The 23,531-nt window shown below is 45.8% G+C and carries 22 protein-coding genes and 1 pseudogene; 12 read left to right on the top strand and 11 right to left on the bottom strand.

Annotation, left to right across the window (positions count from 1 at the left end; genetic code table 11):
- Positions 1–39: 39 nt before the first annotated feature.
- From OAG1_RS20680 to purE, 4 genes are all read right to left on the bottom strand, one after another.
- Positions 40–939, bottom strand: a complete 900-nt coding sequence (locus tag OAG1_RS20680; protein WP_338622579.1) for a DMT family transporter — start codon at positions 937–939, stop codon at positions 40–42.
- A 52-nt stretch (positions 940–991) separates the two neighbouring features.
- The gene (locus tag OAG1_RS20675; protein WP_338622577.1) at positions 992–2,065 is read right to left on the bottom strand and encodes a GGDEF domain-containing protein; all 1,074 of its coding nucleotides are present in this window, start codon (positions 2,063–2,065) and stop codon (positions 992–994) included.
- Positions 2,066–2,200: 135 nt separating this feature from the next.
- Positions 2,201–3,277, bottom strand: a complete 1,077-nt coding sequence (gene purK / locus OAG1_RS20670) for a 5-(carboxyamino)imidazole ribonucleotide synthase (RefSeq protein WP_338622575.1) — start codon at positions 3,275–3,277, stop codon at positions 2,201–2,203.
- A gap of 11 nt (positions 3,278–3,288) precedes the next feature.
- Positions 3,289–3,786, bottom strand: coding sequence for a 5-(carboxyamino)imidazole ribonucleotide mutase (purE, locus tag OAG1_RS20665; protein WP_220719864.1), 498 nt, complete (start codon positions 3,784–3,786; stop codon positions 3,289–3,291).
- Positions 3,787–4,093: 307 nt separating this feature from the next.
- On the opposite strand from purE, the gene OAG1_RS20660 reads away from it, so the two are divergent.
- Positions 4,094–4,888, top strand: coding sequence for a hypothetical protein (locus tag OAG1_RS20660; protein ID WP_016400086.1), 795 nt, complete (start codon positions 4,094–4,096; stop codon positions 4,886–4,888).
- A gap of 3 nt (positions 4,889–4,891) precedes the next feature.
- Here OAG1_RS20660 and gppA read toward each other — a convergent pair whose 3' ends face one another.
- Both gppA and rhlB read right to left on the bottom strand, forming a co-directional pair.
- On the bottom strand, positions 4,892–6,379 hold the full coding sequence (gppA, locus tag OAG1_RS20655; RefSeq protein ID WP_338622569.1) for a guanosine-5'-triphosphate,3'-diphosphate diphosphatase: 1,488 nt from the start codon (positions 6,377–6,379) through the stop codon (positions 4,892–4,894).
- Positions 6,380–6,454: 75 nt separating this feature from the next.
- Positions 6,455–7,690: pseudogene (gene rhlB, locus OAG1_RS20650) on the bottom strand (ATP-dependent RNA helicase RhlB); the annotation flags it as partial.
- A 346-nt stretch (positions 7,691–8,036) separates the two neighbouring features.
- On the opposite strand from rhlB, the gene trxA reads away from it, so the two are divergent.
- The 6 genes from trxA (at position 8,037) to fre (ending at position 13,239) form a co-directional block, all read left to right on the top strand.
- Positions 8,037–8,363, top strand: coding sequence for a thioredoxin TrxA (trxA, locus tag OAG1_RS20645; protein ID WP_016400082.1), 327 nt, complete (start codon positions 8,037–8,039; stop codon positions 8,361–8,363).
- 201 nt (positions 8,364–8,564) lie between these two features.
- Complete coding sequence (gene rho / locus OAG1_RS20640) at positions 8,565–9,830, top strand: transcription termination factor Rho (protein WP_040306731.1); 1,266 nt, start codon at positions 8,565–8,567, stop codon at positions 9,828–9,830.
- 38 nt (positions 9,831–9,868) lie between these two features.
- Positions 9,869–10,771, top strand: coding sequence for a hypothetical protein (locus tag OAG1_RS20635; protein WP_215426321.1), 903 nt, complete (start codon positions 9,869–9,871; stop codon positions 10,769–10,771).
- A 29-nt stretch (positions 10,772–10,800) separates the two neighbouring features.
- Positions 10,801–12,267, top strand: a complete 1,467-nt coding sequence (gene ubiD, locus OAG1_RS20630) for a 4-hydroxy-3-polyprenylbenzoate decarboxylase (RefSeq protein WP_152785397.1) — start codon at positions 10,801–10,803, stop codon at positions 12,265–12,267.
- Positions 12,267–12,539 carry a 2Fe-2S iron-sulfur cluster-binding protein gene (locus OAG1_RS20625; RefSeq protein WP_338622562.1) on the top strand — a complete coding sequence of 91 codons (273 nt, stop codon included), beginning with the start codon at positions 12,267–12,269 and terminating at the stop codon, positions 12,537–12,539. The genes ubiD and OAG1_RS20625 overlap by 1 nt, the downstream gene beginning before the upstream one ends.
- A 4-nt stretch (positions 12,540–12,543) precedes the next feature.
- Positions 12,544–13,239, top strand: coding sequence for an NAD(P)H-flavin reductase (fre, locus tag OAG1_RS20620; protein WP_016400077.1), 696 nt, complete (start codon positions 12,544–12,546; stop codon positions 13,237–13,239).
- Positions 13,240–13,301: 62 nt separating this feature from the next.
- Here the strand turns inward: fre and OAG1_RS20615 are convergent, their stop codons facing one another.
- From OAG1_RS20615 to hemC, 4 genes are read right to left on the bottom strand one after another with little or no spacing between them, the layout of a single operon-like run.
- Positions 13,302–14,471 carry a heme biosynthesis HemY N-terminal domain-containing protein gene (locus OAG1_RS20615; RefSeq protein WP_152785403.1) on the bottom strand — a complete coding sequence of 390 codons (1,170 nt, stop codon included), beginning with the start codon at positions 14,469–14,471 and terminating at the stop codon, positions 13,302–13,304.
- Positions 14,471–15,646, bottom strand: a complete 1,176-nt coding sequence (locus OAG1_RS20610; RefSeq protein WP_338622558.1) for a uroporphyrinogen-III C-methyltransferase — start codon at positions 15,644–15,646, stop codon at positions 14,471–14,473. Before OAG1_RS20610 ends, OAG1_RS20615 begins: the two co-directional genes overlap by 1 nt.
- Positions 15,633–16,349: a uroporphyrinogen-III synthase gene (locus OAG1_RS20605; RefSeq protein ID WP_338622556.1), complete on the bottom strand. Its 717-nt coding sequence runs from the start codon at positions 16,347–16,349 to the stop codon at positions 15,633–15,635. The genes OAG1_RS20610 and OAG1_RS20605 overlap by 14 nt, the downstream gene beginning before the upstream one ends.
- A gap of 60 nt (positions 16,350–16,409) precedes the next feature.
- Positions 16,410–17,342, bottom strand: coding sequence for a hydroxymethylbilane synthase (hemC, locus tag OAG1_RS20600; protein WP_338622554.1), 933 nt, complete (start codon positions 17,340–17,342; stop codon positions 16,410–16,412).
- A gap of 247 nt (positions 17,343–17,589) precedes the next feature.
- On the opposite strand from hemC, the gene OAG1_RS20595 reads away from it, so the two are divergent.
- The gene (locus OAG1_RS20595; RefSeq protein ID WP_338622553.1) at positions 17,590–20,064 is read left to right on the top strand and encodes a class I adenylate cyclase; all 2,475 of its coding nucleotides are present in this window, start codon (positions 17,590–17,592) and stop codon (positions 20,062–20,064) included.
- Positions 20,065–20,186: 122 nt separating this feature from the next.
- On the opposite strand, the gene cyaY is transcribed toward OAG1_RS20595, so the two are convergent.
- Entirely contained in the window at positions 20,187–20,504 is a 318-nt protein-coding gene (cyaY, locus tag OAG1_RS20590; protein ID WP_040306775.1) for an iron donor protein CyaY, read from the bottom strand.
- Positions 20,505–20,584: 80 nt separating this feature from the next.
- On the opposite strand from cyaY, the gene OAG1_RS20585 reads away from it, so the two are divergent.
- From OAG1_RS20585 to OAG1_RS20570, 4 genes are read left to right on the top strand one after another with little or no spacing between them, the layout of a single operon-like run.
- Positions 20,585–20,713: a lipoprotein gene (locus OAG1_RS20585; protein ID WP_016400069.1), complete on the top strand. Its 129-nt coding sequence runs from the start codon at positions 20,585–20,587 to the stop codon at positions 20,711–20,713.
- A gap of 28 nt (positions 20,714–20,741) precedes the next feature.
- Positions 20,742–21,995, top strand: a complete 1,254-nt coding sequence (lysA, locus tag OAG1_RS20580) for a diaminopimelate decarboxylase (RefSeq protein ID WP_338622552.1) — start codon at positions 20,742–20,744, stop codon at positions 21,993–21,995.
- Between the two features lie 4 nt (positions 21,996–21,999).
- Positions 22,000–22,830: a diaminopimelate epimerase gene (gene dapF, locus OAG1_RS20575; protein ID WP_338622551.1), complete on the top strand. Its 831-nt coding sequence runs from the start codon at positions 22,000–22,002 to the stop codon at positions 22,828–22,830.
- Positions 22,827–23,528 carry a DUF484 family protein gene (locus OAG1_RS20570; protein ID WP_016400066.1) on the top strand — a complete coding sequence of 234 codons (702 nt, stop codon included), beginning with the start codon at positions 22,827–22,829 and terminating at the stop codon, positions 23,526–23,528. Before dapF ends, OAG1_RS20570 begins: the two co-directional genes overlap by 4 nt.
- The last annotated feature ends 3 nt before the right edge of the window (positions 23,529–23,531 follow it).

Below are 23,531 nucleotides of genomic sequence, written 5' to 3'. Positions count from 1 at the left end.
TATCTCGAACAAAATTTCAACACCGAAGATCAACAGCCCCTAACCAAATACTAGCAAGGCGCTGCCTAGTACACATAAACCGGCGCTAAGCCAGGCCGAGCGAGTAGGCGCTTGCTTGGTTACTACCCATAACAGCGGCAGCACCAACACTGGTGAAGTTGATGATAACAGGGCAACCACTGATACATCGCCATATCGCAGGGCAAACAGCATCAATGTCATGCCTACTGCCATGGCTAAAAAGCCATTGGCGGCGATCATAACAAATAGCTTTGAGTTAATCGGCTTAAGTGCTCGCGCAAGCTTGTAACCGCTTAGCCATAACAAACAGTGGGCTGAAAAAGCACTTAGCATTCGTAATGCCGAGCCCGCTACAGGGTCAATAGCACTGTATTCTGGGGCGCTCATCAGCGGTTTTAACATTACTGTTCCAAGGCTTTGGCAGAGTGCGGCCGTTAACCCCAAAGCAACCGCTATGCTGACTGAGCCGGTAATCTTTTCCCAGCTGTGCTGTTCACTACGGCGACCAAAACTAACAGCTAATATCACGCCTAAGAACAAACAAGCAGCGCCCAATAGCGGCCAACCAAGCAAATCTTCATTGAATAGCCATACCCCTAAAAAGGCAGAGAAAGCGGCGTGACAGGCAAATAACAAGCTGGCGCGGCGTGGTCCTAGGCGGTTCATACAGGCAAACAAGGCGGTGTCGCCAACAAATACGCCAATAAAGCCCGACAAAGCAAACAATCCCGCTTGCGACAGGCTAATCATTTGCCATTGGTTATTGTATAAAGCGGCACCAAGCAGCATTAGGCTAACTAAACCCATGCGCCAGCGGCTATAGGCAAAAGCGCCCATCACTCGGCTAGGGGTTACCGAGATTAAGCTGGTGCAGGCCCAAAGCGCAGCGGCCAGCAAGGCTAACCATTCATAACTCAAGGTATGCTCCTAAAACGCAATAAGAGAGGGCTAAGTGAAACGCTGAGTTAACTTAGGCTGGTACCGCTTGGCTTGGCTGTGCCCAAGTGGTGACAAAGGTATTACGACCTTTGCGTTTGGCAGCATACATGGCATTGTCGGCGTCAATCAACAAACGGGACAAATCTTTTCTTTGGGTTTCAAAGGCAATGCCCATGCTAATGCTAATGGCGAGGTGTTGGTCGTTAACCGAGCAAGGTTTTTCGGCAACTTGTTTGACAATGATATTGGCTAAGTCTTGCGCATGTTGGCGCTGGCAATTGGCCCATAATATACAAAATTCATCGCCGCCAAATCTGGCAAACATTGCCTCTTCAGGGAGTTGTTGTTTTACGCAGGCTACAACATGTTTTAGCGCATCATCACCGGTGTGATGACCGTATTGGTCATTAATGTGTTTAAATTTGTCTATATCAAACAGCATTACTGCCATGCTTAATACCGACTCACATTGAGTATCAAGCTGGCGCTCTAATTCTCGGCGGTTCAAGATATTGGTGAGAGGGTCGATGCGCGCTTGCTCAGCAAGGTGGCGATGAGCGCGCTGAGTATCGATAGAAAACAGCTTGGCCACAATACTTAATAGAATGGCGCAGTTAATAAACACCAAGCCCATAGAACTTCGTTTTTGCTCTACATCACTGGGGAACATAGGGTCGCTTGGCCAGTAGAATACCGCAAAAAAGGCCACGCTTATTAAGGCCAAAATGGCATTGCGAATGGACGGCTTTTCTTGCCATAGCAAAAATGCCACTGGATAAATAACAATAAGATGGAAGAAAATGAAGGACTCGATACCAAACCAACGGGTAGAGGCCAAAGTAATATCGAGAACAAATACCGTTAACAGCCAGGCTCGGGCTAGATCATTTTGATTTAACCAGTTAAACAGCAGCGTTAGGGTGTAAGCAAATACCACTAAGCCATTAACCAACCAGAATTCAACCGCCGTAATGTTGTGCTCAAGCGCTTGAACAATAACGTTTAGGGCAAGTAAAGGCAGGCCTATAACCACAAATAGATTGGTCATACGAACGGCGTGACGCTTTCCTTTGCTGGTGCCTATGTTAAGTATCTTGTTGAGCAACCGTGTTCCTTACAGTTAATACTCAAATAAAAACGATTGTATACCTGAAAAAGTAAAACTACTGTGAATTAGCTTAGATCGCGACTGTTTAATCGGAAGTTTGGCAATGTAACCCTGGTTACATTGCCAAGTTACTTAATCTAGGTGCTTAATTAACCAAGCTATTGCGTCGGCGTATACGGGCGTCATCAGCGGTTCTAAATTCGCTAAACTTGCCAGTAACTGTGAACGCTCTGCAATGCTGATGTTGATGTGGCCAACTTTACGCCCTGGTCGAACGTCTTTGCCATACCAAAATACTTCCACTCCTGGCACGCATAGCCACTGATGATTGTATTCAACACCAATCAGATTAAGCATTACGCTTTGGGTTTTAACCAAAGGTTGCACTAGGGGCAAATCTGCCACGGCTCGAATATGTGCCTCGAACTGACTAAGGCTAGAGCCTGCTTGGGTCCAGTGGCCGCTGTTGTGTACGCGAGGTGCTATCTCATTAATCAGCAACTTATCGCCAACCTGGAAGCATTCCATGGTCATTACACCCACGTAATCTAGCGAGTCCATTAGCTTACCAAGCATATTTTCAGCCTGGCCCTGAAGGCTCGCTTTACTCGCAACCGGTGATACCGTGGCTAATAAAATACCTTCATGATGCTGGTTAATCGCCAGTGGGTAGAATGCGGTGTCACCGTTGGCGTGGCGCATACCAATAAGTGATACTTCTTCGTCGAAGCCTATCGCTTGTTCCGCAATACAATGATCTAGCCAGTCTTGAGGAATGGCTCGTTGTTCAGCGTTGCCACTAAGCTTTAACCAATGCTGGCCTTTGCCGTCGTAGCCGCCGGAGCGCTGTTTTAGTAATACTCGTTCGCCTAACTCAGCAAACAGTTGTTCAGCGCTGTGACCTTGTTTTACATCTACCCAAGGGGCGGTGGCTAAGCCTAAGCTGTCGAGCAATTTCTTTTGGCTTGCTCGGTCAGCTAGCTGAGCTAAAGCCGGGCCGTTAAGAAAGCTTGAGTGTTGAGTAAGCTGCTCGGTGGCAGGCGTTACTGGCCAGTGCTCGCGCTCAACGGTAATAATGTCATTGGTAGCGATATCAAAGGTGTCAGTTTCGTCAGTTTCTACTGGGCGAACCTCAATGTTTAATGGTTGCGCTGCGTGTTTTAGCATTGCTCCCAATTGGCCCGCACCTAAAATCCAAATCTTATTCATTTTGCTTACCACTACTCAGCTACGCGAGGATCTGGGTGGGCTAATACTGATTCTGTTTGGGCACTGCGGAAAGCCTCTATACGCTCAGCTAGTTCAGGGTTAGTGGTAGCTAAAATCTGTGCAGCAAACAATCCCGCGTTATAAGCACCAGCAGTGCCAATGGCAAGAGTACCAACTGCTACGCCTTTTGGCATTTGGGCAATCGATAACAAGCTATCCATACCGTTTAAGGCTTTACTTTGAACGGGCACACCAAGTACTGGTAAACGTGTTTTAGACGCCACCATGCCTGGCAAGTGAGCAGCACCGCCGGCACCACCAATAATCACTTTAATACCACGGTCGGCAGCATTGGCTGAAAATTCCATTAATTTGTCGGGAGTGCGGTGAGCACTAACCACTTCAACCTCAAATTCAACGCCCAATTGTTGTAAAACTTCGGCGGCGTTTTCCATAGTTGGCCAATCACTTTTTGACCCCATGATGATGGCAACTTGTGGTTGTGGCATTGTATTCTCCTCGACTTAAATAGCACAGTGGTAACACGTTTCTTAGCGGCAACAAAATTGTTGTCTATTTGCGCGCGCAGTTTGCCAGCCTTACCCGCTAAGGTCAATATTAGCGCAGTGTTAGCCAACAAAATCGAATTTTGTTCTAGCTGTACAGTGCTTTGTTTGGGTAAAAGTTCAGGTGCTTGCTATTTTTGTGATGTTTACTGCTTAATCAATACGAATTGAGTAGATTTGGACTACTGTTAAATGAGTACAGTAGCCTATAGCTAACAATAGAATTCATTAGCCTCTAAGGAGAGAAGCAATGTGGAAACTTGTGGTTATTTTATCTCTACTCAGTGCCCCGCTAATGGCAGCTAACGTAGAGTTACGTTTGCCTGCTTATTCCGATGATTCACACATTTTTTATCATGAACTATTAGAGCAAGCCCTGCTTGAAGCCGGGCACCAGCCAGTGATTGATGTTCCCTCATCTAATTTGCCGCAAAAGCGGGCTGAGTCGATGCTACGTAATGGCCAATTAAGTTTGGTGTGGCTGTTAGCGTCGGCCGAGCGTGATAAAGACCCTAATTTCACCCCTGTTCGTGTGGGCTTAACCAACGGCTTAATTGGTCACCGACTATTGTTGGTGCCGCGCTCTGAGGTTGACGCTTATCGTTTTGTAAATACGCTAGAAGACTTTCAAAAGCTGGATAAAACCGGTGGTTTTGGCAAAAATTGGTTTGATGTAGATGTATGGCAAGCCAACCAGCTAAAAACCGTTGAAGTTGATGGAGAGTGGCGTCGTTTATACAAAATGGTGGCTAACCATAAACGCGGTATCGACTACTTCTCGCGAGGATTTACCGAGATTGTTAATGACTCACTACAACACCCTTATTTAGCGATAGAGCCCTATTTAATTTTGCAGTATGAGCGTGATTTTCAGTTTTACGTGAGTAACTCTCAGCCAGAGCTGGCGGCCATTATTGAAGATGCTTTAAAAAAGGCTGAAGACAGTGGCTTGTTGGATAAGCTGATTGAAGAATACTGGCGAGAAGACTTTGATTTACTTAATTATCGCCGACGGGTAAAAATTGAGTTGGCAACACCTAACTAGCACTTAACAAAGCGCTTCAATAATCTCTAAGGGATAACCCGCTTGGCTTTGCACTTTTGCTTCCAGTTCTAGTTCGGCTGCGCGTAAAGGATGTTGTTCATTCCAGGTGGGTGGAAAACATAGCCGCCAATCCTCTTCGGCTTGAAATACGCTTATCTTAGGTACGCTCCCTTCGGTGCGGCGCATGCACACGATAATCGCAATGCGTAATAATCTAGCCAGCACCAAAGCTTCGGGCTTTTCTAAGGCATTTTGTTGAGCAAGAAGTTCGCTTTGCCAATCACCACGCTGGTTTAACAAGAGGCAGGAAACAAAGTGTTTTTGTGCGCTGGTAAAACCGGGCAAATCTGAATGATCAATAATATATGCGGCGTGTTGGGGCGCTTTCTTAAACTCAATATTTAAACCTACCTCATGGAACATGGCTGCCCACTTCAACAGGCTTAAAGCGCGATCACTAAGCTTGGGTGTTACTTGTTGCGCCATCGTTAAGGCGCAGTTTGCTACGCGTTCGGCGTGTTGATTGTCGATGCGATGACGTTTTACAAAGCTTTCCACGGTGCGAGCTCTTACACTGCTGGTATCTTTTTGGCTAAGTAGGCCATATACCAGTCCTTCACGTAAGGCACCACCGGCCAAGGAAAGCGACTCGATTTGCAGGCTTTCGAATAGCGCAATTAATATCGCTAAACCAGATGCAAATACCGGTTTTCGCTCTTCTAGCAAACCTTTAATATCAAGCTTTTCAAGCGTGCCGCAAGCAACCACTTGTCGTTGAATTGCCTTTAGTTTTTGGTAAGTAATACGTTCATCAAGACCTTGAGCGGTAACAATTTCTAACAGTGCTTGAATAGTACCTGAAGCACCCACGCTGCTTTGCCAACCTAGACGGCGATAATCGCTAAGTACTGGGGAGATTACTTCTTTAGCTGCATCAATGGCTAACTCAAAGTTGGTTTCGCTGAGCTCTTGTTGGAAGAAACGTTTTAACCAAGTAACACAGCCCATATCTAGGCTGTTCAGTAGCAAGGCTTCGCTTTGCTCGCCGACAACTAGCTCGGTACTGGCACCGCCAATATCAATGACTAAACGCTTACCACTGCCGCTGCTGGTATGTGCCACGCCACGGTAAATAATTTTAGCTTCGGTTTCGCCGCTAATGATATGGATCTTGTGGTTGAGAATTTTTTCGGCTTGCAGCAAAAACTCATCAGCATTAGTCGCGCGACGCAAAGTAGCTGTGGCGACAATTTTAATTTGAGCTTCTGGTATGTCTCTTAGCTGTTCGGCAAACAAGCTCAAACATTGCCAACCACGCACCATGGATGCGTGATCAAGCTTGTCGTTGGCATCTAAGCCTGCGGCTAAGCGCACTTTTCTCTTCACCTTGGCAATGGTTTGCACGCTTCCACTCAGCTCCCGCACAATTAACATGTGGAAGCTGTTGGAACCTAAATCAATGGCTGCATATAGGGGTGAAACTTTAGACACGCTGTTCCTTGAATCTACTGCTTAGTGACGCTGGCGTCGCTGGTTAGAGTGACCGCTATTACCGCGACTATTTTTGCGGTTACCGCCACGGCTATTATTACCTTTGGTGCGATGGACTCGCGTTGCCTTGGGTAAATCACGCATTAGCGCCTCGGTATCATATTGGCTTACCGGCACTGGGTGCTTAATGTACTCTTCAATGGCAGGTAAGTTAAATACGTATTCTTCACAGGCAAGGCTGATGGCATGGCCACTTGCGCCAGCACGACCTGTTCGGCCAATACGGTGCACGTAATCTTCGGCATCGTCTGGTAAGTCATAGTTGAAAACATGAGTTACCGACGGAATGTGCAAGCCTCGGGCTGCAACATCGGTAGCGACTAATACGTCAAGTTTACCTTCGGTGAACTGTTCAAGTATTTGCACTCGCTTACGCTGCGGTATATCACCGGTTAGCAAACCAACGCGATGTTTGTCGGCACTTAAGTGGCCCCAAATGTCTTCACAACGGTGTTTAGTATTAGCAAAAATTATGGCGCGTTCTGGCCACTCTTCTTCTATTAGAGTTTGCAACAAGGCCATTTTGTCGTCGTTAGACGGGTAAAACAGTTCTTCTTGAATGCGAGCGCCGGTCATTTGTTCGGGCTCTACAATAACGTGTTCCGGTTCGTTCATATGCTCAAACGCTAATTCTTTTACCTTAAAAGAAAGCGTGGCTGAGAACAGCATGTTTAAACGCGCTTTTGGCTCTGGCATGCGGCGCATTAAATAACGAATGTCTTTAATGAAACCAAGGTCGAACATGCGATCAGCTTCATCTAATACCATGGCTTGCACGGCATTTAAGCTAAATGCACCTTGTTTGAAGTAGTCGATCATTCGCCCGGTTGTACCGATAAGAATGTCTACACCTTCATCTAAAGTGGCACGCTGACTGGCATAACCTTCGCCGCCATAGACCAAACCCAACTTGAGACCCGTTGCTTTAGCAAGTAAGCGAGCATCGTTATGGATTTGAATAGCTAATTCGCGAGTTGGTGCGAGAATAATCGCACGCGGTTGATTTTGTTGGCGCGTTTCGGGCACTGCTGTGGTTAGCAAATGATTAAACGTAGCAACTAAAAAGGCTAGAGTTTTCCCCGTACCGGTCTGAGCTTGGCCCGCAATATCTTTACCAGTGGTTAAGATTGGGAGGCTTTGCGCTTGGATTGGGGTGCAATTGTGATAGCCGTGCTGCTCTAAGGCGGTTAATACCTTATCTTGCAGTCCTAACTCGGCAAATCGGAGTTCTGTTAAATGTGTTTTGCTCATTGCGTAAGCATATCACAGCTAAGTGGCACTACCAGCACCCATTCTTGGTAAATGTGTTGAGTTGTTTGCGGCTGTGATCTAAGCGCTGAGAATTTGCAGTTATTTCCCATGGATGAATCCGCAGCAGACCCTAGTTACTTGTAATTATATCGGTCTATTGCCTTTCTTTATTTACTAGCGAGATTTTGTGAGCAAAACCAACATAGGGGTGATTAGCTAGCACTTATGTTAATTGGTAGTAGCTTAGATTCCCTTGGAATGAGCTTAGGCTTGCATTCATTGGTCGGATCATTTCAAATAGTCATGAAATTATCGAGACAGATAACATAGAATTTTGGAGTATTAAATGAGCGATAAATTAGTTCAGCTGAGCGATGACAGCTTCGAGGCAGACGTACTAAACTCAAGCACACCAGTACTAGTTGATTTCTGGGCTGAATGGTGTGGACCTTGTAAAATGATTGCACCTATCCTTGACGAAGTTGCTGACGAATACGACGGCAAAGTAGTGGTAGGTAAGCTAAACATCGACCAAAATGCTGGTACACCGCCAAAGTTTGGTATTCGCGGAATTCCAACGTTACTGCTGTTTAAAGACGGTAAAGTAGCTGCTACCAAGGTTGGTGCACTATCAAAAGCCCAACTAACAGCGTTTTTAGACGAAAACCTGTAGTAACAATGTGAGCAGGTCGACATTCGTTGCCTGCTTTTGCTGGATCTTTCCCCACATTAGTGCTAATTTTATTTTCGAATTTTTCCTACGCCCGTAATAAAGGCTACCTCTTGGCCGACTAAACAGTCGAGTAAGCTTCTCTACTATACCTAACTCATGCTGCCGTCAGCCTATTTCGATAAAAATTGAAAACTCACCATTATGAATTTAACTGAGCTAAAAAATACCCCCGTCCATGAACTGATTACGCTAGGCGAGTCAATGGGCTTAGAAAATCTAGCCCGCTTACGCAAGCAAGACATTATCTTCTCGATCTTAAAGGCTCACGCGAAAAGCGGCGAAGCGATTTTTGGTCATGGTGTGCTGGAGATTTTGCAAGATGGCTTCGGCTTTTTACGTAGCGCCGACAGCTCTTACTTAGCTGGTCCTGACGATATTTATGTTTCTCCAAGTCAAATCCGTCGATTTAACTTGCGTACCGGTGATACGGTAGAAGGTAAGATTCGCCCACCTAAAGAAGGTGAGCGTTATTTTGCTTTGCTTAAAATTGGCATCGTTAACCACGACAAGCCAGAAAACTCGCGTAACAAAATCTTATTCGAAAACTTAACCCCGCTGCACGCTAATGATCGCTTGCGTATGGAGCGTGGTAATGGCGCTACCGAAGACATCACTGCACGTGTATTAGATTTGGCTTCACCTATCGGTAAAGGCCAACGTGGGTTGATTGTTGCTCCGCCAAAAGCCGGTAAAACCATGTTGCTGCAAAACATTGCGCAAAACGTGGCATTTAACCACCCTGAGTGTGAATTGATTGTATTGCTAATTGATGAGCGCCCGGAAGAAGTAACCGAGATGCAACGTTTGGTTCGTGGTGAAGTGATTGCTTCTACCTTTGATGAGCCTGCTAGCCGTCACGTTCAAGTGGCTGAAATGGTAATTGAAAAAGCCAAGCGTTTAGTTGAGCACAAGAAAGACGTGATTATCTTGCTTGATTCAATTACTCGTTTAGCGCGTGCTTACAACACAGTAATTCCTTCTTCTGGTAAGGTATTAACTGGTGGTGTAGACGCCAATGCATTGCACCGTCCAAAACGTTTCTTTGGTGCGGCTCGTAACGTAGAAGAAGGTGGCAGCTTAACTATTATTGCTACTGCACTTGTAGATACCGGTTCAAAGATGGACGAAGTTATCTACGAAGAGTTTAAAGGTACCGGTAACATGGAACTGCATTTAAGCCGCAAGATTGCAGAAAAACGTGTTTACCCAGCTATCGACATTAACCGCTCTGGCACACGTCGTGAAGAGTTGTTAACTAGCGCCGACGAACTACAAAAAATGTGGATTTTGCGCAAAATTGTCCACCCAATGGATGAAACTGGCGCCATGGAATTCTTAATTGATAAATTGGCTATGACCAAAACCAATGATGAATTCTTTGACGCGATGAAAGCGCAGAAGAAGTAAGTTAAAACTGGCCGTTAATTCGGCCAGTTTCGTTTTGGATGATGAAACGCTTACTGCTACTTCTTGGGCTATTATTTCACCTGTCTGCTCAAGCGGAGCAGCAAGGTCCTAATCCGCCCTCACAACCACTTTATCAAGATGTGCCGCTAATGATTTTGCAGCGCAGCGTTGATACCTTAATGCAAAATCAGCCCGCTTGGGTGATTGATCTACTGCCTTATTTACGCCCTCATGACCGAGAGGTTTTGCTTTTCGAAAGCCTGCGTTATTTACATCAAAATAATCACATTCCAGACCAAACCTTAAAAAACTGGTTACTAGAACTGGCTTCCGAGCGACCAACAGTGCGCGAAGCTGCAGTCATCGACGGCTATGAAGTTATTCGTCCTAGTTTTGATTACCCTGCTCTGGCGCGAAGTTTAATTCTTAATAAAGTATCTGCAGAACGCTCACAGCTTTATTTAAGTGAACTGTTGCGAGATGAATTTCAATGGTCATTGATCTTTAGAAAAAACAATCCGTTACTATTGGCGCAACAGTTGGATGTGATGCGGGCTTTTAGGCAATTAACCCCAGAGCAGCTTGAATATGTAAAACTGCATATGCCTGATCGTTTGTATTTTCCAGATAATAACGTGCGAGTTGCTATGGCAATTGGTATTGGCAGTGATGAAGCGTTGGCTGAAGTACTGAGCCTGCCAATGGATCAATATAGTGTGTCGTTGCTTGAGTGGCTTATTCAGCGGCTACCGGCAGAGCGCGCCTATCACTTGCTTCGCGGAGCAGCAGAAAATCCAGAACTGTTGTATTTTTCATACAGTGCTATTGCCCGTTTGGGTCGAGTATATCCTCCCGCTGCCCAGTTTATTTTGGCGCAGTTTAGAGAATCAGAACACCAAGAGTTGGCTGCAATGGTAATGATTGAGATGCAGTCTCAATAACTACACAAGCCAGAAACCAGGTTATTACAATGAAATATAAAGACTTGAGAGATTTCATTGATTTGTTAGAGCAACGTGGAGAGCTCAAACGAATCAGCTTAGAAGTGTCTACCGAACTGGAAATGACCGAGATTTGTGACCGAACTTTAAAAGCCGGCGGTCCAGCCTTATTGTTTGAGAATGTTAAAGGCCACTCAATGCCAGTATTAGGTAACTTGTTTGGTACCCCCGAGCGTGTTGCTTTAGGCATGGGACAAGAGTCAGTGTCTGCCTTGCGTGAAGTAGGCACTTGGTTATCTTATCTAAAAGAGCCTGAGCCGCCTAAAGGCCTAAAAGAGTTATGGGAAAAGCTGCCCATATTTAAGCAAGTGCTTAATATGCCAACTAAAAAGCTGCGTTCTGCGCCCTGCCAAGAAATTGTATGGAGTGGTGATGAGGTGGACTTAGACAAGTTGCCGATTCAGCACTGCTGGCCGGGGGATGTTGCGCCATTGGTTACCTGGGGGTTAACTATTACCCGGGGTCCTTATAAAAAGCGCCAGAATTTAGGTATTTATCGCCAGCAAAAGCTAGCCAAAAATAAGCTTATTATGCGTTGGTTATCGCACCGTGGCGGTGCTATTGATTTTCGCGAGTTCCAAGAACTCAATCCAGGTAAACCTTATCCGGTGTCGGTGGCGCTGGGCGCTGATCCCGCCACCATTCTTGGCGCCGTGACACCTGTTCCAGATACCCTATCGGAATATGCCTTTGCCGGTTTACTGCGTGGTGGTAGAACCGAAACTGTTCAATGTATAAGTAATGACTTAGAAGTGCCTGCCAGTGCTGAAATAGTTTTAGAAGGTTATTTAGAGCCCAATGAAACGGCTCCAGAAGGTCCTTATGGTGACCATACTGGCTACTACAATGAAGTTGATGAGTTTCCGGTATTCACTATTACTCATATTACAATGCGTAAAGATCCTATTTACCACAGCACTTATACCGGCCGTCCGCCTGATGAACCGGCTGTGTTGGGCGTTGCCTTGAACGAAGTTTTTGTGCCTATTTTGCAAAAGCAGTTCCCAGAGATTGTAGATTTTTACTTGCCACCAGAAGGCTGTTCTTACCGTATGGCGGTGGTCACTATTAAAAAGCAATACCCGGGGCATGCTAAGCGGGTGATGTTAGGGGTGTGGTCTTTCTTACGGCAGTTTATGTACACCAAGTTTGTCATTGTTTGTGATGATGATATCAACGCCCGTTCTTGGCAGGATGTAATATGGGCTATTACTACCCGAATGGATCCAACACGCGATACTACGTTAATCGATCATACACCCATCGATTACTTAGATTTTGCATCACCCGTCTCCGGTTTAGGCTCAAAAATGGGTATGGATGCAACCAATAAATGGCCCGGTGAAACTAATCGGGAGTGGGGCGAAGTAATTGAAATGGCTCCAGAAGTGAAACAGCGTGTAGATAGTATTTGGAATCAATTAGGCATAGACTAATGGCCAACAATTATCGAGTAACACTAGCGCAGCAAGAATTTAGTGTTGGGCCTCAGCAAAGTATTCTTGAAGCCGCTTTGGCGCAGGGCATTGATTGGCCACATCGATGCCGTCAAGGTGGTTGCTGCAGTTGCTTAGCCCGGTGTAAATCCGGCGAGATTATTTACCATGGAATGGCGCCAATGCTAAGTGAAGCCGAACAAGCCAAAGGTTGGTTTTTAGCTTGCTTAGCCAGTGCAAAATCAGATTTGAATATAAGTTTAGAAGGGTGAAAGTATGAAGCGCATTAGTTGTAAGGTTGCATCGGTCTCGCCGATTTTAGATGATATTTTTAATGTAGAATTACAGCCACAAGAGAGCCAGAGCTTTGTAGCTGGCCAGTACCTGCAAATTGTTATGGCAGAAGATGATAAACGACCATTTTCACTAGCCAGTTCACCCGAGCAAAGCGATGTACTAGAGTTGCATATTGGTGCCCCAGAAGGTAATCCCTATGCTAGGCAGGTAATTGACAAACTAAAGAAAAGTGGTGAAATCGAAGTTGAAATGCCATTTGGTAATGCCGGCTTTGATGAGGCCAGCCAGCGGCCAATTCTGATTATGGTGGGCGGTACCGGTTTCTCTTATGCTAAATCCATTATCGAACACCTTGTAGATACCGAGCAAGACCGCGAAATCTATTTGTATTGGGGCGGGCGTAACTTAGGGGGCTTGTATTTACATGAGTTGGCCTACCAATGGGAAGAGTTAGATCAGGTTAAGTTTGTGCCGGTGCTTGAGCAAGCAATGCCGCAGTGGACCGGTAAAAAGGGCTTAGTGCATGAAGCCGTACTAGAAGATTTCCCCGATATGAGCGGATTAGAAGTATACATTGCTGGACGGTTTGAAATGGCTGATGTAGCCAGAACTGCGTTTACTAAGCAGGGCTTGCCGATTGAACAATTACATGGCGATGCTTACGAATTTATTTAAGCGTTTTATTTGAACAAAAAAGGCGAGCTAAGCTCGCCTTTTTTGTTTTCAGTTTTAGTCTTTTAAATAGCCAGTGCCTGACGGTAGTAATGAATTGCCTGTTCGGGTTCATCTAGTTGGCGGTGTACCTCGGCTAAACCTTGATAACACTCTGCACTTGGCGCTAGCTTCATGCTTTCTTCAAACAGCGCTTTTGCTTCTTCCCACTGTTGTTGTTGCAGGTGTAATTGAGCAATCAAACGCAGTAAAGCAGCATTTTCTGGGTGCTTACGGCGTAAGCTAGACAGCTGCTGAAGTAAGGGGTGTACGTCGTTCAGGTGTAATTCTGCTGCAACCTCTAATAACTCACTATCAAGATTTCGGTTGATGAGATCGCCAAGCAATTGATAAGCAGCTGCATTGTCGCCAGCGCTAATTAGAGCCCGGCAAGCGGCCGCAGCAATGGCCATCTGTTTCTTTTGTTTACGGGGCATGCCATTCCAGTGTTGGGCTACGGCATCAGAGCCTTGGCTATTGGCTAGTTCCAAAAACAAGCTTTTGTAGGCACTAGACAACTGTGTTTGATAATGGTCGTTGTCAATTAGGCCTGCTTTAAGGGCCAGCGGCAGTAAGTCGATATAGCGCTGCCAAAGGCTAAGCTCAGGAAGAATAGTAAGTAACATGCGTTTTACAGCATCTTGCTTGAGGTTCTCATGAGGCAGTTGCTCAATGCTGCTTAATGCTGCGCTGTAGTTTTGTTGCTTAAGTTGCAGGCGAGCTTGAGTGATTAATACTGCGGCATCGTTATTGGTGATGCGGGTTGCTTGCTCTAGGTACTTATCTCGTTTTTTATCTTGGCCTTGCTCTTGCGCCGCTTCAGCTGCGGTTAAATAGTTTAGTGCAGGTGCGTCGCTTAAGTTGGCTGCTTTACTCACCAGTTTTTCGGCACTTTGATAGTCGCCGCGCATCATGGCCAGCATACCTTGCTGGGTATGGCTGTTAGCTTTTTGCTTACGACGGTGACCCCACCAAGCGCCGCTGCGGGAGAAACTTAACCACAGCCAACGAGCTAGCCATAGGCTGAGTAACAATACACAAAAGCAAATAAAGCTAAGGAATAATGCACTGGTGACCGACATTTCAATGGTGTAATTATCGAAGGCAATCAGTACGTAGCCCTTATTGCCCGCTAGTTGCGGGCCTAGCGCTAAACCCAGCGCGAGACAGACTAAAAGAACAATGATTTTAACCATTACTCAGCTCCTTCTAAGGAAGGCAATAAGCGTTGTTGGCGCTCTTTAATTGCTTGTTCGGCGGCGCCTAGGCTGCTTAATTGTTCTGGCAGTTTATCGACAATTTCTAGTTGTTGTAGTTGCTTTAAGTCTTCAATCATCGCTTGGGCTTGGGAGTTTTGAATGAAAAATTCACTCACCCATTGTTCGGCGCGCTGCAATTTGGCTTTAAATAGTTCGCCTTGCGAGCGGAACAATGCCTGCTCGGCTTGTTGTAATTGAAGTTTCAGGTTTTCTTTTAAGTACCACGCGTGCTGTGGCTCAATAAGCGCCTCGACTTGGCCATCGCGGCGGCGCACAGTAATAAAGTTTTCGCTAAACTTACGCCAGCTTTTGGCTAGATTGTCTTGCCAGTCGGCGCTGTCAGCACTTAGTTGATTGTCTTGTGCTGCTACCGCTTCTGGCAGTTCAATTTCCGCCAGTTGTAGGCTTTCTGCTTGCTGCAATATACCTTCTAAGCGAAATGCGATGCCTTCTTTATCTACCAATGGAATGCTTTTTAGCAATTGCACATCGGTATTAATCGCGCGCCGCAGTGGTAACAAATGTGGGTCGTCGGCATTGTTTATGCTGTTGTCGGCCTCGGTAAGTAGGGCAATAGCAGTAACCGGATCTTGCTCTAGCCACAGTTTATAAGCCGCTAGTTGCAATAAATAGTTGGCTTCGTTGAGTCGCCAATGGTTAGCATCTTTAATATTCAGTAGGGCTAGTTGGCGTTCTATGGTTTTGCGGTTCTGCTCGGTGAGTTCTAGCTGAGCTTGCAAAGCCGCCATGGCTTGATTCTGCCCTGCAACACTTTGCGATAATTCACTGATTTGATTATTGCTACTAGCTTGCGCGCTAATTAGGTTTTGCTCTTTAGCTTGCAAGGTGGTTTTTAAAAGTTGTAGCTGAGTATCTGCGTGCTCCCTAAATTGGTGTCCATGCCAATATAAACCTACTGCAATAGATAGGCTGAGAATTATGGCAATAATGGCCAATATTTTTGCTAATTTGTCGCCTTTGGCGGGAGCTGATGGTGTGTTGCTAGGGGGAGGCGTAGCGACAGCGCTGCTGGTTGGTTGTTCTTTAGCACTGCTAGAATCGCTAATGTCGGTAGCCTTTGTTTGACTATCTGATTGTTTATTTTTGGTCATTTTCATTCCTTGCAGATGACTGCATTCGCGCTAACGCGTCGATGCAAGCCTTATCTGATGCGCCGTCGCACAATACTGTATGCATAAAACCTAAGCTGTTTGCGTATTCAAGCAAACGCTGGCTGGGTACCAATAGTTTGGTATTTTTTAGCCACCTTAGTTGCTTAGGTTCACTCATAAGGGTAGTAAGGTGTTTCAAAATTTCACCACTTGTCGCCACAATAGTGTTGATCTGTGACCGCCATTGATCAAGTTGTTGCGATGAATAGTGCAGCAATTGGCGTTGATAACAGGTGAGATAGTTAACTTGAATGGCTTGTTTTTGGAGCTGTTCTGCGAGCCATTCTCGGCCTTGTTGGCCACGCAGAATATGCGCTTGCTTAATACCTTGCAGTTGATTGTTGATTAGCTCCAGCATGCCCTCGCTATCTTGGCGCGCAGGGACCATGGCCTTCACTCCATATTGCTGCCAACACTCGGCAGTGGCTTTGCCTACTGCTAAATATTGGCAGTTTTGTGGCCAACTAAGGGCGTGTTCTGCAAGATAAGTTTGGCAAGCTTCAACGGCATATTGGCTAACAGCAATGATTAAGTGTTGCTGGTTAACGGTTTTAACTAATGCTGGTAAATCCCCGATTTGCTCACTGGCGGTTATTTTAACCATAGGCGCAGCAATGGCTTGATAGCCATTGGCGTGTAACATGCTTACGCACCGTTGATTATGCGGCTCGGGCCGCGTTACAAGTACCTGCACCGCTACCTCTTATTGTTGTTGGTAAACCGCCTTAAGGATCGGTTCTGCCCCCGCATCTAACAGCTGTTCAGCAAGTTGCAAACCAAGCTGTTCCGCTTGCTGGCTGCTGCCAGTAATGTGTTTTTCTATCACTGTCGAGCCGTCAACGGCACCCACTAGGCCGCGGACAAACAGTTGATCATCTTTAAGCTCTGCGTAGCAACCAATAGGTACTTGGCAGCCGCCTTCTAAACGGCGGTTCATCGCCCGTTCAGCGGTCACTCGAGCTGCTGTTGCTGAGTGATTCAAAGGGGCAAGCAATGCAAGTAAGGCTTGGTCGTCGCTACGACACTCTATGCCTACAGCGCCTTGGCCCCCAGCAGGTAAAATTTGCTCAGGTTCGATATAGGCTTTAATGCGGTCTTGCATCTCTAGGCGCAGCAAACCTGCGCTGGCTAAGATGATTGCGTCATACTCACCAGCATCTAGTTTGGCTAATCGGGTATTAACATTGCCACGTAAGTCCTTGATTTGAATATCTGGACGTTGCGCCTTAAGTTGGCATTGACGGCGTAAGCTAGACGTACCCACAACCGCACCTTCAGGTAAGTCTGCTAGGTTTTGGTAATTGTTGCTTACAAAGGCATCACGTGGATCTTCGCGCTGGCAAATGCAGTGCAAACCTAAGCCTTCAGGAAATTCCATTGGCACATCCTTCATCGAATGCACTGCAATATCGGCCAAACCTTCCAACATTGCTACTTCAAGCTCTTTAATGAATAGTCCCTTACCACCAATTTTGGCCAGAGGGGTGTCGAGTATTTTGTCGCCTTTGGTGCTCATTGGCAGAAGTTCTACTTCAATGTTTGGGTGGTGACGCTCTAACTCAGCTTTCACAAAATAGGCTTGCCACATGGCTAATGGACTTTTGCGCGTGGCAATTCTGACTTTATTCACAAACACTTACCTCTATTATTTATCCGGAGATAGTATCACCAGTTAGTTTATAGCCCAAGTAAGCATTACTGGCTTAAAAATAGCCAAAAGTTTGTTTTAGCTTAGGTATTTGTGAGGGTAACTTGCTTAAAATATACCCACTAAAAGTGTGCGTATCTGTTTACCACTATTATACTAACTGTTAAGATGATCACACTTTAGTGATGTCTAAATTACATTAAATACAAACGCGATAAAGCTAGGTAACTTAAACTTGCGAGATACGATTGCCACTCTGTTAGAGAAGGCTAACCAAACTAATCAACACCGAAAGCAGCTAGCATTGCAAACAATGCCAGCCGCTGTACAGCAGGTATTTGAACTGCTGCCTTCGATGTTGCATTACTCGCACCCTTGTATCCCTGGCTTTATTGAAGGCGACGTGCCTAGCGGCGTATGTCAATTTGCGCCAAGTGCTCGCCATGGCATTTATTTGCAGCAGCACTTTTTATGCAGTCCCGAAGAGCCTGAGCAATGTGAAATTCTCGGTTTGTATTCTATGGGCAGCACCGCCACAGTAGGCCAAACTGAATCTAGCGATTTAGATATTTGGGTATGTCACAACACCGACCTAGCACCAGAGCGTGTGGCGCTGCTGGCAGAAAAGTGTGAGCAAATCTCTTCTTGGGCTGCTCATCAGGGCGTAGAGCTTAACTTCTTTATGGTGCAAGAGAACCAGTTTAAAACCGGTTCAATTAGCGAATTGTCTAAAGACAATTGTGGTAGTGCCCAGCACCTTCTGTTACTTGATGAGTTTTATCGCACCGCTCTACCACTAGCGGGTAAGCAGCTGGTGTGGTTTGCAGTACCCAGTGATTTAGAACAAAGCTACGACAGCTTTGTGCAGCAGCAATTTGAGCTAGGTGTATTTAATCATGAGCAATGGCTCGACTTAGGCGGCTTAGATACCATTCCTGCCGAAGAGTATTTTGGTTCAGGTTTGTGGCAGCTATATAAGGGTATTGATTCGCCTTATAAAGCGGTGCTTAAAACCATGTTGATGGAAGCCTATTCCGCCGACTATCCAAAGCCTAGCCTACTCGCGGTAGAAGCTAAGCGTTTGATGCAACAGGGCAAAGAGTTTGGCTTAGAGCAAGACGCTTACTATTTAATGCTTAACAAGGTGACCCAATACCTTGAGTCCATTGAAGATTATGCCCGTCTTGATTTAGTGCGCCGTTGTTTCTACTTAAAAAACTGTGAATGTAGCCCGCTGCCTAGTGATCTGTTAGATGTTCGTTCGCTAACTTGGCAACAGCGTTTTATGGCTAAACTGGTTAAACAGTGGGAATGGCCACAACAAAAAATTGAGCATTTGAACTTGCGCCGTGCTTGGAAGGTGCAAGATGTGCGGTTAGCCCACAGCGAATTGCTTGATGCGCTGATGCTTAGCTACCGTAACCTAATTCGCTTTGCTCGCCGTAACGACATTAGTGAGTCAATTAACCCGGAAGATATCGGCATTTTATCGCGTAAGCTTTACGCTGCCTTTGAAAGCCTGCCGGGCAAAGTTACCCTAATTAATCCGCAAATTTCTCCCGATTTATCGGAAGCGAACCTTAGCTTTATTCATGTCGGTAAAGGTCGCAGCTGCGCCGAAGGCTGGTATTTGTATAAGCAGCCGTTAACGGGCTTGGAGATTGTCGGCCAGCCTCCGTTAGAGCATGCCACCTACATTTCTAAGTTATTAGCGTGGAGTTATTTCAATCAGCTTAAAACTGACCAAACTCAGCTGAGCTTGCATACTCACCCGGGCGATTTAAATTTAGATACGCTTAATCAATTTGCCGAAGATTTGCGTCGAGCCTTCCCTGTAAACGTGGATGCAGCCAGTAACTTAGCCTTAACTCGGCCTTGTGAAATTCGCCATCTTGGGGTGTTCATCAATCTTGAAAAAGATCCTACCGCCAACTGGGGCGGTAAGGTGATTGAGTTTGATGCTATTTCTACCGATGTATTTAGTTTTGGCCGAGATTCCGATTGCCTAGTGGGGTCGGTAGATTTGGTCTATCGCAATACTTGGAACGAAATTAGAACACTACACTTCTCGGGTGATAGTGCAGTGGTAGATGCGCTAACTACTATATTGGGCAAGATGCACCGCGACGCAAATATCCCCGAGCATATCGATGTATTTTGTTACAGCGAAAACTTGCCTGAGCAAATTGGGGCTAACTTTAAGCAACTGTTGGTCGAGAGCATTAAAAGCCGTTTGCAGCCTTTGGATAAACGGATTGTTAAAACCATTGTATTGGGTAACGAAAAATACGGTTTGTTTATTGAAGACCGTGGCGTATCGGTGAAAAAGTTGGAAAATGGCGTAGAGTTTTACCGCCAGCTTTCAAACAACAAATTGCAACGTTTGCCCTTGCAGTTAAACGCTGGTAATACCAAAAAAGTGCCTAATGTTGTAGAAGCGCATGCCAGTGAAGGTTTGGTTCAATACTTCTTTGAAAACCTCACGACTGGCTTCAATATTTACATTGTAGATGAGCATAATCGCATCGAAATGTATCAAGATTTTGAAGGCAGTAAAGAAGAGTTGGTGCAGGGCATTAACCGTTTTTACACCTCTTCTCGCGAGCAATACGGTACCCGTCATGAAGTTGTGAATTTCAATTTGCCGCAGTTTTACGACATTGTTGCTGTAGATGGTCAGTGGCAGGTTGAGTCTTACCGCAGCAGTTAAAAGTTTTACTTCCTCATTTTTATATCAAGCTTAATACTAACTTGCCGCTATCCCTAAACATAACAATTTTGCTGTCGTCTATGGCTAGAGGCAAGTTGATTTTATTGCTGTAGCGCCTACTACTAGAAGCTCAGTTCTTCACCGCTTTGCTTGGTGATAGACTCCACCAACAGGCTCCAAAACTCGTTACCACTTCTATTACATATCCATTGCTGTTCGGCTTCATGCCACTCAAAGTGGTAACCGCCAAACTTAGTGGCTAACCAAAGCTGATGCAAAGGCTCTTGTTTGTTAATCACCATTTTACTGCGGTTTTCAAACTCGAGTGTTAGCACGCCACCATTGATGTCACACTCAATATCGAAGTCGTCACTGTCCATGGTTTGCTCGATACGTTCAAAGGCATCATCTACTAGCTGGTGATATTGGCTATCATTCATCACAATCATCCTGTCCTATTGCTTTTCTTGCTTCGAATGCGGATTATAGAGGGCATTCAAAAAAGAATCATGGCTTAATCATGAACAAACAAGCAATTGCCGTTATTTTGCTAAGCATCGGCCTAAGTGGATGTGGTCAAAAAGGACCTTTAGTCCACCCGCCAGCCGAGCCAGAGAGCGCTCCCGAGCAAGTAACGCCAAGCGAGTAAGCAACGCAACACAATTAAGGACAGATCATTGGATTTTTTTAGTTATCAAAACGAGCACTTACATGCAGAACAATGCTCGGTAGCTGATTTAGCAAGTACTTATGGTACGCCTCTATACGTATATTCTCGCGCCACTATTGAGCGTCATTGGAAGGCTTTTGATAAAGCGGCGGGCGAACGTCCACATTTGATCTGTTATGCAGTAAAAGCCAACTCTAATCTTGCAGTATTGAACATTATGGCTCGCATGGGTTCGGGTTTCGATATTGTCTCTGGCGGCGAATTAGCCCGAGTGATTGAAGCTGGTGGCGATCCTAGTAAAGTTGTGTTTTCTGGTGTGGCAAAAACCGAAGCCGAAATCGCTGATGCACTTAATAACGGCATTCACTGTTTCAACGTTGAGTCTGAGCCAGAGCTAGACCGTATTAGTCGCGTGGCCCAAAGCCTTGGCAAACAAGCGCCAATTTCTTTGCGTATTAATCCAGATATCGACGCGGGTACTCACCCTTATATTTCTACCGGCCTTAAAGAAAACAAATTTGGCATTGCCATCGAGCGCGCTCTTGAAGCCTACGCTTATGCAGCCAGTTTACCGGGCTTGAAGTTAGTTGGCGTAGATTGTCATATTGGCTCTCAGCTCACCGAGATTTCTCCTTTTGTAGAAGCCATTGATAAGTTGCTTGCCCTCATCGACCAGTTAGCCGAGCGAGGCATTGTGATTGAGCACCTAGACGTAGGTGGCGGCTTAGGCGTTAATTACGATGATGAAGTACCGCCAGAGCCTGCTGATTACGCCAGTGCTTTAGCCGAGCGTTTAGGCGATCGTAAACTCAAGCTATTGTTTGAGCCTGGCCGTGCAATCATGGCCAATGCTGGCATCTTGGTCTCTAAAGTTGAGTTCTTAAAAATGTCGGAGAGTAAAAACTTCGCCATTGTTGATGCCGCAATGAATGACTTATTGCGCCCTGCCTTATACAGCGCTTGGCAGCGAATTGTTCCTGTTATTAACAAGCCGGAACTGGCTATGGCCAGCTACGATGTGGTGGGACCTGTGTGTGAAACTGGCGACTTTTTGGGTAAAGATCGCGAATTGGCCATCGAACCTAATGATTACATTGCAGTGCGCTCTGCCGGAGCCTACGGTTTCACCATGAGCTCTAATTACAACTCGCGCTGTCGCGCCGCCGAAGTAATGGTAGATGGCGACAAAGTTCACCTAGTGCGCGAGCGTGAAGTTTTAGCATCACTTTGGGCCGGCGAAACGCTGCTGCCTGAAGGATAAGCCAATGCTAGTAAACTTTACTAAAATGCACGGTTTGGGAAATGACTTTGTGGTTATCGACAATGTCACTCAAAACGTGTTTTTTAACCAAGAAGTGATCAGCCGCTTGGCTGATCGCAACTTTGGTATTGGTTTCGACCAGTTTTTGGTGGTTGAGCCGCCTTACGATCCAGAATTAGATTTTCACTACCGTATTTTTAACGCTGATGGCAGTGAAGTGGAGCAATGTGGCAATGGCGCACGTTGCTTTGCCCGTTTTGTTGTAAATAAAGGGCTAACCAATAAACGCAGTATTGGCGTAAGCACTAAGTCTGGCAAAATCGTTTTGCATGTTGAGAACGACGGCCAGGTGACGGTGAATATGGGTGTGCCAGAATTTGAGCCAAGCAAAATTCCGTTTAAGGCTAAAAAAGCCGAGAAAACCTATATTTTGCGTGACCAAGAACAAACAGTATTTGCTGGGGCTGTTTCAATGGGCAACCCTCACTGTGTCTTGGAAGTCGACGATATCAGCCAAGCGCCACTAGAAACCTTGGGAATGCGCTTAGAAAAGCATGAGCGTTTTCCACAAAAGGTGAATGTCGGTTTTAGTCAAATTATCGACGACAAAAATATTAAGCTGCGCGTTTATGAGCGTGGTGTTGGTGAAACCCTCGCCTGTGGCACTGGCGCGTGTGCCGCCATGGTGGTGGGGCGCCAACAAGGTAAGTTGGCAGAGACAGTAAATGTAGACTTGCCCGGTGGGCGTTTGCGTATTCAATGGGCTGGAGAAGGCAAACCGGTGAAAATGACCGGACCAGCAACAATGGTTTTTGATGGCCAGGTACATATATGAGTGAGTTTGATCTATCTCAGCCTCTGCTGATTGATGAAAGTTTGGTTGTCGAGTTTCTGCTCGACAATCCCGACTTTTTTGCGCGTCATCCAAGCCTTATCAAGCAACTGCGTTTACCGCATAAAGAAAAGGGTGCGGTTTCCTTGGTTGAGCTGCAAGTTCAGCGATTGCGTGACAAGGTGCTGAGCTTAGAACAAGAAATCACTGATTTAATGAGTGTGGCCAGCCTCAATGAGCGTATTTACCATGTTTATGTAGATTTACTGCCAGACTTAATGGCTTGTGATTCGTTTGCTGAGTTACAGCATCGCTTAAGCCGAGCCTTAGTGGATGACCTTGGTGTGGAACGTGTATCACTGCGCTTAAGCCACCAGTTCAACTTAGAAGATCTTTCGCCGGAATATGGCTTAGAGAAAGAGCAGATTGAGCGAGTAAGGGTGACACGTTTAAGCCAGCAGCCACATTACTTTGGCCGTATGACAAAGGGTGAGCTGGAGTTGTTATTTGATAACACCGACGACATTGCTTCGGTAGCGCTAATGCCTTTGGGCAATAACGCAGAGCTGGGCTTTTTTGTGGCAGCCAGCCGTGACGCCGACCACTATGTAGCAGGCATGGACAGTTTATTGCTTACTCAGCTTTGCCAGGTTATCAGCAGTTTGTTATTACGATTAGTTCCGCTTCAGTCAGAGCAGTAAAAT

This window comes from Agarivorans sp. OAG1, assembly GCF_037076485.1.
GTDB classification, from domain to species: Bacteria; Pseudomonadota; Gammaproteobacteria; order Enterobacterales; family Celerinatantimonadaceae; genus Agarivorans; species Agarivorans albus.
Note: the sequence above shows the minus strand (reverse complement) of the source record. Positions and strands in the feature narration are given on the sequence as shown.

Excerpts from the sequence above, each read along its gene's own strand:
- purK (WP_338622575.1), bottom strand. The coding sequence starts at position 3,277 with ATGAATAAGATTTGGATTTTAGGTGCGGGCCAATTGGGAGCAATGCTA.
- purE (WP_220719864.1), bottom strand. The coding sequence starts at position 3,786 with ATGCCACAACCACAAGTTGCCATCATCATGGGGTCAAAAAGTGATTGG.
- OAG1_RS20660 (WP_016400086.1), top strand. The coding sequence starts at position 4,094 with ATGTGGAAACTTGTGGTTATTTTATCTCTACTCAGTGCCCCGCTAATG.
- trxA (WP_016400082.1), top strand. The coding sequence starts at position 8,037 with ATGAGCGATAAATTAGTTCAGCTGAGCGATGACAGCTTCGAGGCAGAC.
- rho (WP_040306731.1), top strand. The coding sequence starts at position 8,565 with ATGAATTTAACTGAGCTAAAAAATACCCCCGTCCATGAACTGATTACG.
- OAG1_RS20635 (WP_215426321.1), top strand. The coding sequence starts at position 9,869 with ATGATGAAACGCTTACTGCTACTTCTTGGGCTATTATTTCACCTGTCT.
- ubiD (WP_152785397.1), top strand. The coding sequence starts at position 10,801 with ATGAAATATAAAGACTTGAGAGATTTCATTGATTTGTTAGAGCAACGT.
- OAG1_RS20625 (WP_338622562.1), top strand. The coding sequence starts at position 12,267 with ATGGCCAACAATTATCGAGTAACACTAGCGCAGCAAGAATTTAGTGTT.
- fre (WP_016400077.1), top strand. The coding sequence starts at position 12,544 with ATGAAGCGCATTAGTTGTAAGGTTGCATCGGTCTCGCCGATTTTAGAT.
- OAG1_RS20615 (WP_152785403.1), bottom strand. The coding sequence starts at position 14,471 with ATGGTTAAAATCATTGTTCTTTTAGTCTGTCTCGCGCTGGGTTTAGCG.
- OAG1_RS20610 (WP_338622558.1), bottom strand. The coding sequence starts at position 15,646 with ATGACCAAAAATAAACAATCAGATAGTCAAACAAAGGCTACCGACATT.
- OAG1_RS20605 (WP_338622556.1), bottom strand. The coding sequence starts at position 16,349 with ATGTTACACGCCAATGGCTATCAAGCCATTGCTGCGCCTATGGTTAAA.
- cyaY (WP_040306775.1), bottom strand. The coding sequence starts at position 20,504 with ATGAATGATAGCCAATATCACCAGCTAGTAGATGATGCCTTTGAACGT.
- OAG1_RS20585 (WP_016400069.1), top strand. The coding sequence starts at position 20,585 with ATGAACAAACAAGCAATTGCCGTTATTTTGCTAAGCATCGGCCTAAGT.
- dapF (WP_338622551.1), top strand. The coding sequence starts at position 22,000 with ATGCTAGTAAACTTTACTAAAATGCACGGTTTGGGAAATGACTTTGTG.
- OAG1_RS20570 (WP_016400066.1), top strand. The coding sequence starts at position 22,827 with ATGAGTGAGTTTGATCTATCTCAGCCTCTGCTGATTGATGAAAGTTTG.